Here is a 15,610-nt window from a genome sequence, read left to right as displayed (position 1 = left end):
TGCTCCTTGGCGAGGAAATCGGCTGATCACAGTCTATGCGCCTGTCCGGCCGGCGCAAGGGGTGCATTCACCAGGCAGCGGAGAGCGTGGTGAACCGCAGGCCGGAATCCAGCACCTGCCCCAGCCCGAGCGCCACGCCCTTGGCAGTACCCGAGGCGGGCTGGTTGAAGTGCCCGATGCCGACGTCCCCGGCGGCCAGCTGGCGGACCTGGGCGGCCACGGCTTGCGCGCCAAAGGTCGCCCCGGCGTCCAGGTTGACGGTGAAGTTCATCGGCACCACGCCCAGGTCCCGGCACATTGCCGCGCCGGCTTCGTCCATATGGGCGGTGCCGGAGCGGAAGAATTTCGCGGTGATGCCGAATTGGTCGGCAAGATACCGCTGGTTGCCCATCACCTCGTCGTAGGCCTGGCCGATCGACTCCGTGCCCCCGATGCCGTAGGCTGCCTGCCCCGAAGTGGCCAGCGGGGCGTGGCTGGTTCCGTGGTTGGCGATCTCGAACAGCTCGTCGCTGGCCAGCTCGGCCATCAGCGGCGCGTTGGCGCGTGCCCAGCGTTCGTTCACGAAGAGGGTCGCGGGCACCTGCTTGGCACGCAAGGCGTCCAGCAGGGCCCCATCCACCCCCGAGCCCCGGGGTCCCCCGCAGGCATCGAAGGTCAACGCCGCGGCGGCATTGCCCTTGGGCAGGCCCAGCTCGATGCCCGGGACTTCCAGCCCGAACTGCCCTGCAGGAACATTCTTGAACTTTTCCATGACCTGGCTCCGGCTCGGATACACCGTCTGGAGGCTGGCGGTAGGCCGGGGTGAAGCAGTGGCGGTGGGCGAAGGACTCGCCGTTGCCGAGGCCGCCGCGGACCCGGCTCGTTCCGCCGGTCCGCCGGTACTGCAACCGGAGACCAGCGCGGCGGCCAGCGCCCCCAGCCCCAGGCTTCCGGTTTTCAGCGCCCAACGGCGCGAGTAGTGCTCCAAGTTCGTCTCTTTCCCCAAGCCCATTCGATCCTGCCGAAAGGGGCAGGAACACCCGCGGTGCCCCTGCCCCTTTCGATTGCTGCCCCTAGTGCGCGGCGTCGTGCCAGGTCCGGCCGATGCCCGGCTGGACATCCAGCGGCACCAGCAGATCTGCGGCCTGTCCCATTTCGCGGGTCACCAGCTCCTGCACTGCTTCCAGCTCCCCCTCGGCGATCTCCAGGATGAGTTCGTCATGGACCTGCAGCAGCATCCGGGACTTGTACTGCCCAGCGCGCAGTCCCTCATCGATGCGCAGCATGGCCACCTTCACCAGGTCGGCGGCCGAACCCTGGATCGGGGCGTTCAACGCGGCACGCTCGGCGATGTCGCGCAGCCGGCGATCCGAGCTGTTCAGCTCCGGCAGGTAGCGGCGGCGTCCGAAAATGGTTTCGGTGTAGCCATCCTTGCGGGCCTGGTCGACGACCGAACGCAGGTAGGTGCGCACGGCACCGAAGCGGTCGAAGTAGTCCTTCATCAGCTTGCGGGCCTCGTCCACGCCGATCTTCAGCTGCTTGGACAGCCCGAAGCTGCTCAGCCCATAGGCCAGGCCGTAGCTCATCGCCTTGACCTTCGAGCGCATCTCCGAGGTGACCTCGTCCGGCTCGACGTTGAACACGCGCGAACCGACATAGCGGTGCAGGTCCTCGCCGTTCTGGTAGGCCTCGATCAGCCCCTCGTCTTCGGAGAGGTGCGCCATGATGCGCATTTCGATCTGCGAGTAGTCCACTGTCAGCAGGCTCTGGTAGCCGGCCCCGACCATGAAGACGTCGCGGATGCGACGGCCCTCTTCCGAACGCACCGGGATGTTCTGCAGGTTCGGGTTCAGGCTGGAGAGGCGCCCGGTCGCGGCCACGGTCTGCGCATAGGTGGTGTGGATCCGGCCATCATCGTGGGTGGCCTTGAGCAGGCCGTCCACGGTCTGGCGCAGCTTGATCGCGTCGCGGTAGGCCATCAGCGCGACCAGGAACGGGTGCCCGGTCTTGACCAGCAGATCCTGCAGCGACTCGGCATCGGTGGTGAAACCGGTCTTGATCTTCTTGGTGCGCGGCAGATCCAGCTCTTCGAACAACACCACCTGCAGCTGCTTCGGGCTGGAGAGGTTGACTTCGTGGCCGATCGCGGCGAACGCGTCGTTGGTGGCCTGGTCCACCTGCTCGGTGAAGTGGGCACGCAGTTCGTTCAGGCGATCCACGTCCACTGCCACGCCGGCGCGTTCCATCTCGAAGAGCACCGGAATCAGCGGCAGCTCCATCTCGGCAGCCAGTTTGTCCGCGTGCTTCTCGGCCAGCTTGGTAGCCAGGTAGGCGGAGAGGTCGTGGATGGCCTGCGCCTGGGCCAACGTTGGCTCGGCAAGATCCGAAGTGAGCCCCAGATCCAGTTCGCCCTTCTTGGCCTGATGCACCGGCACGGCGTACTTCAGGTGGTACTGCACCACGTCCACCAGGTCGTGGCTGCGGCGATCGGGCTGGATCAGGTAGGCGCTGATCAAGGTGTCGTCCTTGATGCCGGCGATCCGCAGCCCGCGCTCGATGAGCAGGTGCATGGCGGCCTTGGCATCGTGGAAGAGCTTCGGCGCGTTCTCATCGGCCAGGAACTGCGCAAGCACGCCTTCGGTGGCTTCATCGAGTTCGGCCAGTTCCAGCCAGAGGGCTTCCGACCCGCGGAAAAGGGCCAGACCCACGGCTTCGCCGTCAACCGCAGCAGGCTGGATTGCGATCGGCGCGCCCTTCCCGGCCCCGATGAATCCGTCCAGTGCGTCGGCATCGGCGCCGAGCACCCGGGAGAATTCGGCAACTTCGGGTGCCGCTTCCTCTTCCTGGGCTGCAAACAGGTCGAACAGGCGCTTGCGCAGGGTGTTGAATTCCAGCGCGTCGAACAGGTTCTCGATCTCTTCGCGGTTCGGGGCTTCGAGTTCCATCTGATCGAGCGTGACCGGGAGTTCCAGGTCGTGCTTGAGCTGGTTCAACCGGCGGTTGCGGGTCACGTTGTCCACGTGCTCGCGCAGCGACTCGCCGACCTTGCCCTTGATGTTCTCCACATTCTCCAGGATGCCAGCCAGGTCCCCGTAGAGGTTGATCCATTTGGCGGCGGTCTTCGGCCCCACACCTGGCACACCGGGCAAGTTATCCGCGGTTTCGCCGACCAGAGCCGCCAAATCCGAGTAGCGCTCGGGACGCACGAAGTACTTGGCTTCCACCGCTGCGGCATCCATCGGCGGGATATCGCTGATGCCCTTCTTCGGGTACAGCACCAGGGTCTTGTCGGTGATCAGCTGGAAGGCGTCGCGGTCGCCGGACACCACCAGCACGTTGAAACCGGCCTCTTCGCCCTGGGTGGCCAGCGTGGCCAGGATGTCATCGGCCTCGAAACTCTCCAGGGTGATCGAAGGGATGTTCATCGCCTTCATGACTTCCTGGATCAGATCGATCTGCCCGTAGAACTCTTCGGGCGTCTTATTGCGTCCGCCCTTGTACTCGGTGTACTCCAGCGAGCGGAAAGTCGGGGTGTCCAAGTCGAAGGCCACCGCAACGTGGGTGGGCTTTTGCTGGCGGATCATCGTCAGCAGCATCGATACGAATCCGTGCACGGCATTGGTGTGCTGGCCGGTGCTTGTTGCGAAGTTCTCTGCAGGCAGCGCATAGAACGCGCGGAAGGCCATGGAGTGTCCGTCAATAATCAGCAGTCTCTTGTCCGACGAGGCAGTCGGTTTGGTAGTTTCGCTCACACCTGAAAGCCTAGTTGCCATGAGCGACAATTTCACTTCTCGAACCACGCAATCTTCGGCACATTCGTTTGCCGCGCAGCTGGCCCGCCACGGCATTCCCGAATCCATGTGGCCCTACCTGCTGCACAATGGCGTGGGCGAACTCGTGGAGAAACTGGAAATCATCTTCACCGGGTTCGAACCCCAGCGCGTTGCCGCCACCATGCCGGTGGCGGGCAACACCCAGGTCTACGGCATCCTGCATGGCGGCGCTTCGGCGGCACTTGCCGAAACCCTCGGTTCGATGGCCGCTGCGCTGCACGGTGCCGGCCGGGCCAACCCGGTCGGCGTGGATTTGAACATCACCCACCACAAGGCCGGGCGCACCGGGCTGGTCACCGGGGTATGCACGCCGGTGCATCTGGGCCGCAGCAGCACCTGCCATGAGATCGTGATCAGCAATGAGCAGGGCCAGCGTGTCGCGACCGCTCGCATCACCAATATGCTGCTGCCGGTCGAAAACTGATCCCCGCAGGCGCCGTTCGCGCCAAGCGCGGCGGATCCGGCTTTTCCGGAGCGCTGGCCCTGGCCGGCTGGTCCCCTTGGCCGTTTAGCCGATCGCGTAGCGCGAGAGGAAGATATCCGCGCCGAGCTCGGTGATCCCCAGGGCCGAGAGCTGCGTGCTGATCCCGCGGCCAAAGATATTGGCCCCGTCGCCCAGCACCTCCGGAACGGTGACCAGAAGCAGCTCATCGAGCGCATCGGCTTCGACGAACGCTCCAGCCAGGTCGGCACCGCCAACCACCCACACGTCCCCGGCCCCTGCGCTCTGGGCGATGTCCCGGCTCCAGAAGCCCACCTCACCGCGGATGAAGGTCAGGTCCGCTCCGGGCAGTGTCGGCAGTTCATGGTGTGTGAAGACCCACACCGGCTTCTCGCCGAACACCCACGGCACGGTTCCCTCGGCAGCATCACGGACGATGTTCTCGTAGGTCTTGCCACCGATCACTACGGCGCCGACGCTCCCGAAGAACTCGTCGAAATGCTTTTTCACTCCCGGCTGCGTGGCATAGGGGATGAACCATTGGACGCTTCCGCTGCGATCGGCGATAAAACCATCGATGGAGGCACCCACGTAGTACTTGAAGCTAGTCATGGCTCCAGTCTAGGGGTGCCTCCATCGAAGGCAATATCAAGTTGTCGAGGGACCCGAAAATCGTGTCGGATCCACCCGCAGCCGCGAGCAGTTCCTAGTGGCTCGAGGAGAAGCCCAGGATCGCTTCGCTCAGCTGCGGCACGATCAGCACCACGCCGAAGAGGACGATCAGGCCGCAAATCGCGAAGCAAGCGTAGGCTCCGGCATTGCTCAGGCTCTGGTTGCGGCCCTCGTCCTTGGCAACTGCCAGCAGGCGGACGCCGAAGGAGTAGGCCGCCACGATCGCCATCGCGGAAAACCAGGTGATGGCGGCGACGATGAGAAAGGCTGTCCAGTCAATCATGAATTATCGGCTTCCTTCTGCGCTGCGGCAGCCTTGGCCAGCTTGGCTTCCGCCTTGGCCTTGGCACGGCGTTCCTTCTTGGTCAGGATGTTCACCGCTGCGCCCGAGTTATCGATGTCGGAAATGTTCGACTCGTGGTCATGCGGCTGCTTGCGCGAGAGGAACCAGATGGTCAGCATGGCGCCGGTGCCGGCGATCGCGACGATCACGATGCCGATGGTGCCCAGGTGGGTGATCGCTGCGGCCACGCCGCCAACGGCCGCGGCTGCTGGCAGGGTGAACAGCCAGCCCAACGCGATGCGTCCTGCGGTGCCCCAGCGGACTTCGCCGCCCTTGCGGCCCATGCCCGAACCGATCACGGAGCCGGAGGCTACCTGGGTGGTGGACAGCGCGAAGCCCAGGTGCGAGGAGGTCAGGATCGCCGAAGCGGTGGACATCTCGGCTGCGAAGCCCTGCGCGGGCTTCACGTCGGTCAGGCCCGAACCCATGGTGGCGATGATGCGCCAGCCGCCGGTGTAGGTACCCAGCGCGATGGCGAAGGCACAGGTGGCAACAACCCAGAACTGCACGCCGGAGTCGGAATCCTGCAGGCCAGAAGCCACCAGGGTCAGGGTGATGATGCCCATGGTCTTCTGCGCATCGTTAGTGCCGTGGGACAGCGCGACCAGCGAGGAAGAGAAGATCTGCCCGTAGCGGAAGCCGCCGCGCTTGGGCGCCGCTCCATTCTCGCGCTTGGTGATCGCGTAGGCCAGCTTGGTGCACAGGTACGCGGAGATGCCGGCGATCACCGGCGCGCACAGGGCCGGAAGCAGCACCTTGGAGAGCAGCACGCTGTAGTTCACCGAGGCGAAGCCTGCACCGACGATCGCGGCGCCTACCAGGCCGCCGAACAATGCGTGGGAGGAGCTCGAAGGCAGTCCCAGCAACCAGGTGAACAGGTTCCAGATCACGGCGCCCATCAGGCCGGCGAAAATCATCGCCGGCCCAATAGCCACGCCCGAGGTCGGGTCTTCGTTGATGATGCCACCTGAAATGGTCTTCGCTACCTCGGTGGAGAGGAATGCGCCAACCAGGTTCAGAATTGCGGCGAGGGCAACTGCCTTCTTAGGGGAAATTGCTCCGGTTGCGATTGGGGTGGCCATCGCATTGGCCGTGTCATGGAAACCATTGGTGAAGTCGAAAAACAACGCCAAGGCAATGACCAGGACGACGATAAGCGTCAAATCCATTGAATACCAGCCTGAGGGGTCGAACGGCAAGGAAAAAGAGAACGGGCCAGAAATAGGATCCTGCGAAAGGCATTGGCGTGCAGGACTTCGTTCTAAGCGCAATTTCCATCTTAGGCGTACGGCGCAGTACGTCAATCCGGAACTTCAACCCCATCCGGGGAAAACTCGGATGAACAACTGGTTACCAGAGGGTTAACTAGCCTCCAAGCGCGGTATCGGCGCATCGCAGGCATAAAAAATGTGCGCCAAACCATAAGTGGCTTGGCGCACAATCCAGTGCTTGGCGGTCCCTACTTGACCTGGTCGACGACCGTCTCGGCAACCTGGCGCATGCTCAGGCGGCGATCCATGGAGGTCTTCTGGATCCAGCGGAACGCTTCCGGCTCGGTCAAGCCCATCTTGGTGATGAGCAGCGACTTGGCGCGATCAACCAGCTTGCGGGTTTCGAACTGCTCGGCCAGGTTGCTGACTTCTTCCTCCAGCGCGCGCAGCTCGTCATTGCGGGAAATCGCGATTTCGATGGCCGGAGTGAGGTCTGCCGGGGTGAACGGCTTGACCACGTAGGCCATGGCACCGGCTTCGCGGGCACGCTCCACCAGTTCCTTCTGGCTGAAGGCGGTCAGCAAGACGACCGGGGCGATGCGTTCCTTGACGATGGCTTCGGCGGCGGTGATGCCATCCATGACCGGCATCTTCACGTCCATGAGCACCAGATCGGGCTTCAATTCGCGCGCCTTCTCCAGGGCGGTCTGGCCGTTGTCGGCTTCGGCGACGACGTCGTACCCTTCGGAACGGAGAATTTCGACGATATCCAAGCGGATCAGGGTTTCATCCTCGGCAACGACCACTCGACGCGGAGTGGATTGCACCTCGGATGGGATGCGGGTGATTTCAGGTAGTTCGCTCATTGGCGCCTTCCTCCATGGTCAGAAATCCTGCCCGCTGAATGGGCAGTATCTAGATGGTTTCAGTTCAGCGAAGCCACGTTGCCTCGGTTTCACATCTAAGCCTACTGGCATGTACTCTTGTTGAGGCGAAGACGCGAGGTTCCTGATTAGGAAATCTGGAAAACCTCTAGTAAAGTAGTCAAAGTGCCAGCCCAAGTGGCGGAATCGGTAGACGCGCCGCACTCAAAATGCGGTATCGAAAGATGTGTGGGTTCGAGTCCCACCTTGGGCACCAGCATGAAGGCCGTTGGATCGGAAATTGTCCGGTTCAACGGCCTTTTTTTGCGCGCGCAACCACAGGGCACGTGCTCGAGTTCACAATCGTGCTTTGCGGGCGCCAAGGCAAAAAATCCGCCCTGCTCCAGAATTCTGGAGCAGGGCGGATTTTCTTGCCTCAGCTAGTGCGCGACAGAGCGTCTACAGGTTTTTCGGCGTGGAGACGTTTTCCGGTGCCCACGGACCGACCTTCTCGCGAGCAGGCATCGGCTTGCCATTGACCAGCTGGCCGGCATCGGCGAGGTCGCCGACCTTGTGCACGCGCAGCGAGTTGGTGGACCCCGCCTGTCCCGGAGGGGAGCCGGCGGCGATGCACACGATGTCGTTGAGCTCCGCCAGGCCTTCGGAGAGCAGCGCCTCGTCCACCTGGGCGGTCATCTTGTCAGTGTGGTCGGCGTAGGCCACCAGGCGTGCCTGCACACCCCACATCAGGGTCATGATGTTGTAGGTCTGCTGCAGCGGGGTGAAAGCCAGGACCGGCTTCTTCGGGCGCAGGCGCGAGAGGCGCCGTGCCGAGTCGCCGGACTGGGTGAAGGCGACGATGTACTTCGCGTCGAGCTGATCGGCGATCTCCACCGCGGCACGGGTGATCGCGCCGCCGCGGGTCTTCGGCTGGGAGCCCAAGCGGGGAATGCGATCCAGGCCGTGCTGCTCGGTCGAGGAGATGATGCGCGACATGGTCTCCACAGTTTCCACCGGGTACGCGCCCACGGAGGTCTCCCCCGAGAGCATGACCGCGTCGGCGCCGTCGAGCACCGCATTGGCGCAGTCCGAAGCCTCGGCGCGGGTCGGGGTCGGCGATTCGATCATCGATTCGAGCACCTGGGTGGCGACGATGACCGGCTTGGCCCAGCGGCGTGCCAGCTCCACGGCACGCTTCTGCACGACCGGAACTTCTTCCAGCGGCAGCTCCACGCCCAAGTCGCCGCGGGCGACCATGATGGCGTCGAAGGCATTGATGATTTCTTCCAGCGCGGCCACGGCCTGCGGCTTCTCGATCTTGGCGATCACCGGCACGCGTCGGCCTTCTTCGTCCATGATCTCGTGCACGCGCTCGATGTCCTCGGCATTGCGCACGAAGGACAGTGCGACCATGTCGATGCCGGCACGCAGTGCCCAGCGCAGGTCGTCCTCGTCCTTTTCGCTCAATGCGGGAACGTTCACCGCGACGCCTGGCAGGTTGATGCCCTTGTTATTGGACACCTCGCCTCCGACGACAACCTCGGAACGCACCGAGGTCTGGTCAACTGCCAGCGCCTTGAGCTTGACCTTGCCATCGTTGATCAGCAGGAAATCGCCCGGCTGGACATCGGTGGGAAGGCCCTTGAAGGTGGTGGAGCACAGGTTGCGGGTACCTTCGATGTCCTCAATGGTGATGGTGAATTCCTCACCAGCCTCGAGGATGTACTTGGCGTTGTCCTTGAAGCGGCCAAGGCGGATCTTCGGACCCTGCAGGTCGGCGAAGATGCCAACCGCGCGGCCGATCTCCGCGGCCGCATTGCGCACATTCGCCAGGGATTGTGCGTGCATGGAGTGGTCTCCATGGCTCATGTTCAGGCGGGCTACGTCTACGCCCGCCTTCAGTACCGCTACAGTATTTTCATAACTTGCCAGGGCCGGGCCCCAGGTTGCCACAATCTTTGCGCGTCTCATTCCGTCAGCCAAATGCCTTTCATGTTCACATAGGCAAAATGCGGCCCACCCGGCATCCGGGTGCGCCGCATTCAAGCCTATGTCACTCAAATGATGCTGATGGCCCTATCGGTTGGAGCAACCGGTGCAGGAAGGGTAGTCGAACCCATGAGGAACTTGTCGACCGCGGCCGCGCAAGCGCGTCCTTCGGCGATAGCCCACACGATCAGCGACTGTCCCCGACCGGCGTCTCCGGCGACGAATACCGATTCGGTGTTCGTCATGTAGTAGCCATCTCGGGCGACGTTGCCCCGGTTGTCGAATTCGATACTGACCTGTTCGTCCAATCCGGAAACTTCCGGACCGGTGAACCCGAGGGCAAGCAGAACCAGATCCGCTTTGATTACGCGTTCGGTTCCAGGCTTCGGGAGGCGCTTGCCAGCAACAAATTCTGTCTCTGCAACTGTAACACCGATCACCTTGTTTTGCTCAGTTCCCTCGCCGGAGATGAAGTTCACGGTCGAAGCCAGGTAGGTTCGCTCGCCGCCTTCCTCATGGGAGGTCTGCACCTCGAAAAGCACCGGCATCATCGGCCACGGCTGGTCTTCGCGGCGCTCGGTGCCCGGCTGCTGGCCGATGGCCAGCGTCGTGACGCTCGCCGCTCCCTGGCGCAGGGCGGTGCCGATGCAGTCCGATCCGGTGTCTCCGCCGCCCAGCACGATCACGTGCTTGCCCGCCGCATCGATGCGCGGGGCATCGAGCTGGCCGGCGACCACGCGGTTGCTCTCGGTGAGGAACTCCATGGCATGGTGCACGCCCTCGAGCTTGTTGCCCGGCACCGGCAGCTCGCGCGGCACCGTGGCACCGGTGGCTACGATGACCGCGTCGTAGTCGCGGCGCAGCTGCTTCCAGGAGATGTCCTTGCCGATCTCGATGCCGGTGCGGAAGATCGTTCCTTCGGCTTCCATCTGGGCCAGGCGCAGGTCGATGACCTGCTTCTCCAGCTTGAAGTCCGGGATGCCGAAGCGCAGCAGGCCGCCGATGGCTTCGTCGCGCTCGTAGACGGCCACGGTGTGCCCGGCACGGGTCAGCTGCTGGGCGGCTGCCAATCCGGCCGGCCCCGAACCGACGATCGCCACGCGGTGCTCGGTGTGGCGGGCAGGCGGCTGCGGCACGAAGTCGCCGGCGTCCATCAGGTGGCCAGCGAGTTCGGCTTCGACCTGCTTGATGGTCACCGCGGGCTGGTTGATGCCCAGCACGCAGGAGGACTCGCACGGGGCCGGGCACAGCTTGCCGGTGAGCTCCGGGAAATTGTTGGTGCTCAGCAGCCGGGCGGCCGCATCATCCATCCGGCCCCTGTAGGCCAGGTCGTTGAACTCCGGGATCAGGTTGCCCAGCGGGCATCCCGAATGGCAGAACGGGACGCCGCAGTCCATGCAACGGCCGGCCTGCTCCTCCAGGATGCCGGACTTCTGGCGCTCGACGACCTCCTTGTAGTCCATCAGGCGCACCGGCACCGGGCGCTTGGGCTGGGTGACACGTTCGGTCACCTTCAGGAATCCACGTGGATCAGCCACGGGTCACCTCCAAAATCTTGTTCCATACCTGCGGCGAATCCGGGTTCTGCCCGTTGGCTACTGCGTCGCTGCGCAGCTGCTGCACGGCGGCGAAGTCGCGCGGGGTGATGCTGGTCAGCCGGCTGCGGGTTCGTTCCCAGTCCAGCAGCAGGCGGGAGGCCAGCGGGGATGCGGTCAATGCGATGTGCTCGGTGAGCAGCTCGTGGATGCGTTCGGCTTCGGCATCGGTAATCGGCGCTACCAGCAGGTCCGACTGCCCGGCAGCCAGCGGGTTCAGCTTGGCTGCATCGAAGTCCAGCACCCAGGCCACGCCGCCAGAGAACCCGGCGCCGAAGTTGCGGCCGGTGGCTCCCAGGATCACCACCTGTCCCCCGGTCATGTACTCGCAGCCGTGCTCGCCGATGCCTTCGGTGACAATCGTGGCCCCGGAGTTGCGCACCGCGAAGCGTTCGCCGACCATGCCGTTGATGAACAGCTCCCCGCTGGTGGCGCCGTAGCCGACCACGTTGCCGGCGATGACCTGCTCCTCGGGTTTGGACAGGGTGGTGTGCGGCGGGTGGATCGCGATCCGGCCGCCGGACAATCCCTTGCCGACGTAGTCATTCGCGTCGCCCGAGAGCTTGAGCGTAATGCCCTCGGGAAGGAAGGCGCCCAGCGACTGGCCGGCGCGGCCCGAGAGGTTCACCTTGATGGTGTCCCGCTCCAGGGTCTGCAGCCCGAAGGTCTTGGTCACATGGTGGCCCAGCAGCGTGCCGGTGGAGCGGTCGGTATTCACGATCGCCGCGTCGATGCTGACCGGCAGGCGGTCAGCCAGCGCCGGTCCGGCCGCGGCGAGCAGCTGCTGGTCCAGGTGCGTGTCCAGCCCGTGGTCCTGGCCGATGCGGCGGCGGCGCGCCGCCAGCTCGGTATCCGGCACGTGGGTGATCGCATCCAGCGCCAGCCCGGAGACCTTGTCGTGCGCGGCGAACTGGGCGGGATCGGCCTGGAGCAGTTCGACCTTGCCGATCACCTCGTCCAGGGTGCGCGCCCCCAGCGAGGCGAGCAGCTCGCGCACCTCCTGGGCGATGAACTCGAAGAAGTTCACCACGAACTCGGCCTTGCCGGTGAAGCGTTCGCGCAGCGCAGGATTCTGCGTGGCCACGCCCACCGGGCAGGTGTCCAGGTGGCACACGCGCATCATGATGCAGCCCGAGACCACCAGCGGGGCGGTGGCGAAGCCGAATTCCTCGGCACCCAGCAGGGCGCCGATCAGCACGTCGCGCCCGGTTTTCAGCTGGCCATCGACCTGCACGGTGACGCGGTCGCGCAACCCGTTGAGGATCAGCGTCTGCTGCGCTTCGGCCAAGCCGATTTCCCACGGGGTGCCGGCATGCTTCAGCGAATTCATCGGCGAGGCGCCGGTGCCGCCATCGTGCCCGGAAATCAGCACGACGTCGGCCTTGGCCTTGGCCACGCCGGCCGCGACGGTGCCGATGCCGGACTCGGAGACCAGCTTCACGTGCACGCGGGCGGAAGGGTTGGCGCACTTCGCGTCGTGGATCAGCTGGGCCAGGTCCTCGATCGAGTAGATGTCGTGGTGCGGCGGCGGGGAGATCAGCCCGACACCCGGGGTGGAGTGGCGAGTCTTGGCGATCCAGGGGTAGAGCTTGGCGCTCATCAGCTGGCCGCCTTCGCCGGGCTTGGCGCCCTGGGCCATCTTGATCTGGATGTCATCGGCGTTGGCCAGGTACAAGCTGGTCACCCCGAAGCGGCCCGAGGCGATCTGCTTGACCGCGCTGCGGCGCACCGGATCGAGCAGCCGCTCCGGATCCTCGCCGCCTTCGCCGGTGTTGGACTTCGCGCCCAGCTGGTTCATCGCGATGGCCAGGGTTTCGTGGGCCTCGGCCGAAATCGAGCCGTAGCTCATCGCGCCGGTGGCGAAGCGCTTCACGATGGAGCTGACCGGCTCCACCTCGTCGATGGCGATCGGGGTGATCCCCTCGGTCTTGAACTTCAGCAGCCCGCGCAGGGTCTTGAGCTGTGCGGCCTGGTCGTCGACGGCCTTGGTGTACTCCTTGAACACGTCGTAGCGGCGGGTGCGGGTGGAGTGCTGCAGGCGGAAGACGGTTTCCGGGTTGAACAGGTGCGGCGGGCCTTCGCGGCGCCACTGGTACTCTCCCCCGGTTTCCAGTTCCAGCGGCTGGGCGCCGCCGTCGATCTCCGGGTAGGCGCGGGCATGGCGGGCGGCGGCCTCGGCGGCCACCACATCCAGCTCGATGCCCGAGAGCTTGGTGGCGGTGCCGGTGAAGTACTGGTCGACCACGCGCTGGGACAGGCCCACGGCCTCGAAGGTCTGCGCGCCGCAGTAGCTGGAGACCGTGGAGATGCCCATCTTGGACATGATCTTCAGCACTCCCTTGCCCAGCGCCTTGATCAGGTTGCTGCTGGCCTGGTGCCCGTCAACTCCGGGCAGCTCGCCGTTCTCGGCCATCTGCTCGACCGATTCCAGGGCGAGGTAGGGGTTGATGGCGCTGGCGCCGTAGCCGATGAGCAGGGCGATGTGGTGCACTTCGCGGGCGTCGCCGGACTCGATGATCAGCGAAACGCGGGTGCGGTTGGAGCTCTTGAGCAGGTGGTGGTGCACCGCGGAAGTCAGCAGCAGCGACGGGATCGGCGCCCAGGCCGCGGAGGAATCGCGGTCCGAGAGCACGATGTAGCGCACCCCGCGGTTCACCGCGGCGGAAACCTTCTCGCAGATTTCCTGCAGGCGGGCGCGCAGCTCGGATTCGCCGCCGGCCGGGCGGTACAGGCCGCGCACCTTCAGCGAGTACTTGGCCCCGGATTCGTCGCGCAGGTGCACGATCTTGGCCAGCTGGTCGTTGGTCAGCACCGGGTAGTCCAGCGCGATCTGGGTTTGCGGGACACGGTCCAGGGACAGCAGGTTGCCGTCGGGGCCGATCGCGGTGCCCATCGAGGTGACCAGCTCTTCGCGGATTGCATCCAGCGGCGGGTTGGTGACCTGGGCGAAGGACTGGGTGAAGTAGTCGAACAGCAGGCGCGCCCGGTCAGCCAGGGCGGCAATCGGGGTGTCGGTGCCCATGGCGGCCAGCGGTTCGGCACCGGTGGCGGCCATGGGAGCGAGCAGCACGCGCAGCTCCTCGGTGGTGTAGCCGAAGGTCAGCTGGCGCAGGGCCACGGAGGCGGAGTTGTGGCGCACGTGCTCCAGGTCCGGGAAGTCGGCCAGCGTCTTCAGGTTCTGCGAAACCCATTCGCGCCATGGCTTGGCGGCGGCCACTTCGGCCTTGATCTCGGCGTCCTCGACAATACGCTGGGCGTCCAGGTCCACGGCGAACATCTTGCCCGGGGCGACACGGCCCTTCTTCACGATGTGCTCTTCGTCGACGTCGATCACGCCGACCTCGCTGGCCAGGACCACCAGGCCGTCGTCGGTGACCCACCAGCGGGCTGGGCGCAGGCCATTGCGGTCCAGCACCGCGCCGGCCATCGCGCCATCGGTGAAGCAGACGGCGGCGGGGCCATCCCACGGCTCGATGAGCATGGACTGGTACTGGTAGAAGGCGCGCAGGTCCGCGTCCATCTGATCGTCGTTTTCCCACGGCTGCGGGATCATCATCATGATGGTCTCGGTCACGTTGCGGCCCGAGAGCATGAGCATTTCGGCGACCTCGTCGAAGGAGGCCGAGTCCGAGGCGCCGGCGGTGCAGATCGGGAACAGTTCTTCGGGCACCTCGCCGAGCAGCTCGGATTCCAGGGTCGACTGGCGGGCGCGCATCCAGTTGCGGTTGCCCTTGACGGTGTTGATCTCGCCGTTGTGCGCGATGGTGCGGAAAGGCTGGGCCAGCGGCCACGACGGGAAGGTGTTGGTGGAGAAGCGCGAGTGCACGATCGCGCAGCGGCTGGTGAAGCGGGCGTCGGACAGGTCCGGGTAGAACGGCTCGAGCTGCGCGGTGGAGACCATGCCCTTGTAGACGATGGACTGCGAGGAGAACGAGGCGAAGTACACGCCCATCTTGTTGTGCGCGCGGCGGCGGATGCGCCAGGCGGCGGCGTCCAGCTCGCGGCGGGTGGCGGCCGGGGCGCCAGCGTGGGCGCCGATGAAGATCTGGGCGATGTACGGCATCACCTTGCGGGCCGAGGCGCCGAGCACGTCGGAATCAACCGGTACCTCGCGCCAGCCGAGCACCGCCAGGTTCTCCTCGGCGGCCATGGTTTCCAGTTCTTCCTGGGCGAAGGCACGTTCGCCGGCGTCGGCCGGGAGGAAGCCCATGCCCACGGCGTAGGAGCCGGCGGCGGGAAGATCGAATGCGGTGACGCTGCGCAGGAAGGCGTCGGGCAGATGCAGCAGGATGCCGGCGCCGTCGCCGGTGCCTTCATCGGCCCCGATGGCGCCGCGGTGCTCAAGCCGGCGCAGGGCGGTCAGCGCGTGGGCGACGATCTCGTGGCTGGCATCGTTCTTCAGGGACGCGATCATCGCCAGGCCGCAGGCATCCTTTTCGGCCGCTGGGTCATACAGACCCTGCGCGCCAGGCAGCGCGGAAAAACGGGTGTAGGGCGAGGGGACCTCCTCGCCAAAACCTGGCGAGGCGTTCATCTGGACTCCGGTCATGCTCATGAGCGTGCCTTTCTGTGGTTCATGCAGGATAGGCGCGCGGCAGCCCCCGGTAAAGGGCTTATTCTTGGCAAGGGCTTCCGGCCGCCTGGATGTTTCATCTAGCTGAAACTTTTCGACAGTGCTAAGCG

General features: G+C 65.0%; 10 protein-coding genes and 1 tRNA gene. 2 read left to right on the top strand and 9 right to left on the bottom strand.

What is annotated here, in order from left to right; genetic code table 11:
- Positions 1-67: 67 nt before the first annotated feature.
- On the bottom strand, positions 68-985 hold the full coding sequence (locus tag ACIOTN_RS03400) for a polysaccharide deacetylase family protein (RefSeq protein ID WP_332502769.1): 918 nt from the start codon (positions 983-985) through the stop codon (positions 68-70).
- Positions 986-1,052: 67 nt separating this feature from the next.
- Positions 1,053-3,665 carry a DNA polymerase I gene (polA, locus tag ACIOTN_RS03395; RefSeq protein WP_286172237.1) on the bottom strand — a complete coding sequence of 871 codons (2,613 nt, stop codon included), beginning with the start codon at positions 3,663-3,665 and terminating at the stop codon, positions 1,053-1,055.
- Positions 3,666-3,750: 85 nt separating this feature from the next.
- Here polA and ACIOTN_RS03390 point away from each other — a divergent pair, with 85 nt between their 5' ends.
- Entirely contained in the window at positions 3,751-4,236 is a 486-nt protein-coding gene (locus tag ACIOTN_RS03390; RefSeq protein WP_402734784.1) for a hotdog fold thioesterase, read from the top strand.
- Positions 4,237-4,320: 84 nt separating this feature from the next.
- Here the strand turns inward: ACIOTN_RS03390 and ACIOTN_RS03385 are convergent, their stop codons facing one another.
- The 4 genes from ACIOTN_RS03385 to ACIOTN_RS03370 form a co-directional block, all read right to left on the bottom strand.
- Positions 4,321-4,866: a dihydrofolate reductase family protein gene (locus ACIOTN_RS03385; protein ID WP_105656700.1), complete on the bottom strand. Its 546-nt coding sequence runs from the start codon at positions 4,864-4,866 to the stop codon at positions 4,321-4,323.
- Between the two features lie 94 nt (positions 4,867-4,960).
- Positions 4,961-5,209, bottom strand: coding sequence for a hypothetical protein (locus ACIOTN_RS03380; protein ID WP_105656701.1), 249 nt, complete (start codon positions 5,207-5,209; stop codon positions 4,961-4,963).
- Complete coding sequence (locus ACIOTN_RS03375) at positions 5,206-6,438, bottom strand: inorganic phosphate transporter (RefSeq protein ID WP_105656702.1); 1,233 nt, start codon at positions 6,436-6,438, stop codon at positions 5,206-5,208. The genes ACIOTN_RS03380 and ACIOTN_RS03375 overlap by 4 nt, the downstream gene beginning before the upstream one ends.
- A 290-nt stretch (positions 6,439-6,728) precedes the next feature.
- Positions 6,729-7,346 (bottom strand): ANTAR domain-containing response regulator, encoded by a 618-nt coding sequence (locus tag ACIOTN_RS03370; protein ID WP_105656703.1) that lies wholly within the window; start codon positions 7,344-7,346, stop codon positions 6,729-6,731.
- Positions 7,347-7,535: 189 nt separating this feature from the next.
- On the opposite strand from ACIOTN_RS03370, the gene ACIOTN_RS03365 reads away from it, so the two are divergent.
- Positions 7,536-7,620: transfer RNA gene (locus ACIOTN_RS03365), tRNA-Leu, on the top strand.
- Positions 7,621-7,802: 182 nt separating this feature from the next.
- Here the strand turns inward: ACIOTN_RS03365 and pyk are convergent.
- From pyk to gltB, 3 genes are all read right to left on the bottom strand, one after another.
- Positions 7,803-9,314, bottom strand: a complete 1,512-nt coding sequence (gene pyk / locus ACIOTN_RS03360; protein ID WP_133834232.1) for a pyruvate kinase — start codon at positions 9,312-9,314, stop codon at positions 7,803-7,805.
- 86 nt (positions 9,315-9,400) lie between these two features.
- Positions 9,401-10,870, bottom strand: coding sequence for a glutamate synthase subunit beta (locus ACIOTN_RS03355; protein ID WP_105656705.1), 1,470 nt, complete (start codon positions 10,868-10,870; stop codon positions 9,401-9,403).
- Positions 10,863-15,482, bottom strand: coding sequence for a glutamate synthase large subunit (gene gltB / locus ACIOTN_RS03350; protein ID WP_402734783.1), 4,620 nt, complete (start codon positions 15,480-15,482; stop codon positions 10,863-10,865). Before gltB ends, ACIOTN_RS03355 begins: the two co-directional genes overlap by 8 nt.
- Positions 15,483-15,610: the final 128 nt, after the last annotated feature.

This window comes from Glutamicibacter sp. NPDC087661, from assembly GCF_044743275.1.
GTDB lineage: Bacteria > Actinomycetota > Actinomycetes > Actinomycetales > Micrococcaceae > Glutamicibacter.
The sequence above is the reverse complement of the archived record's forward strand: the minus strand, read 5'-3'. Positions and strand labels throughout refer to the sequence as shown.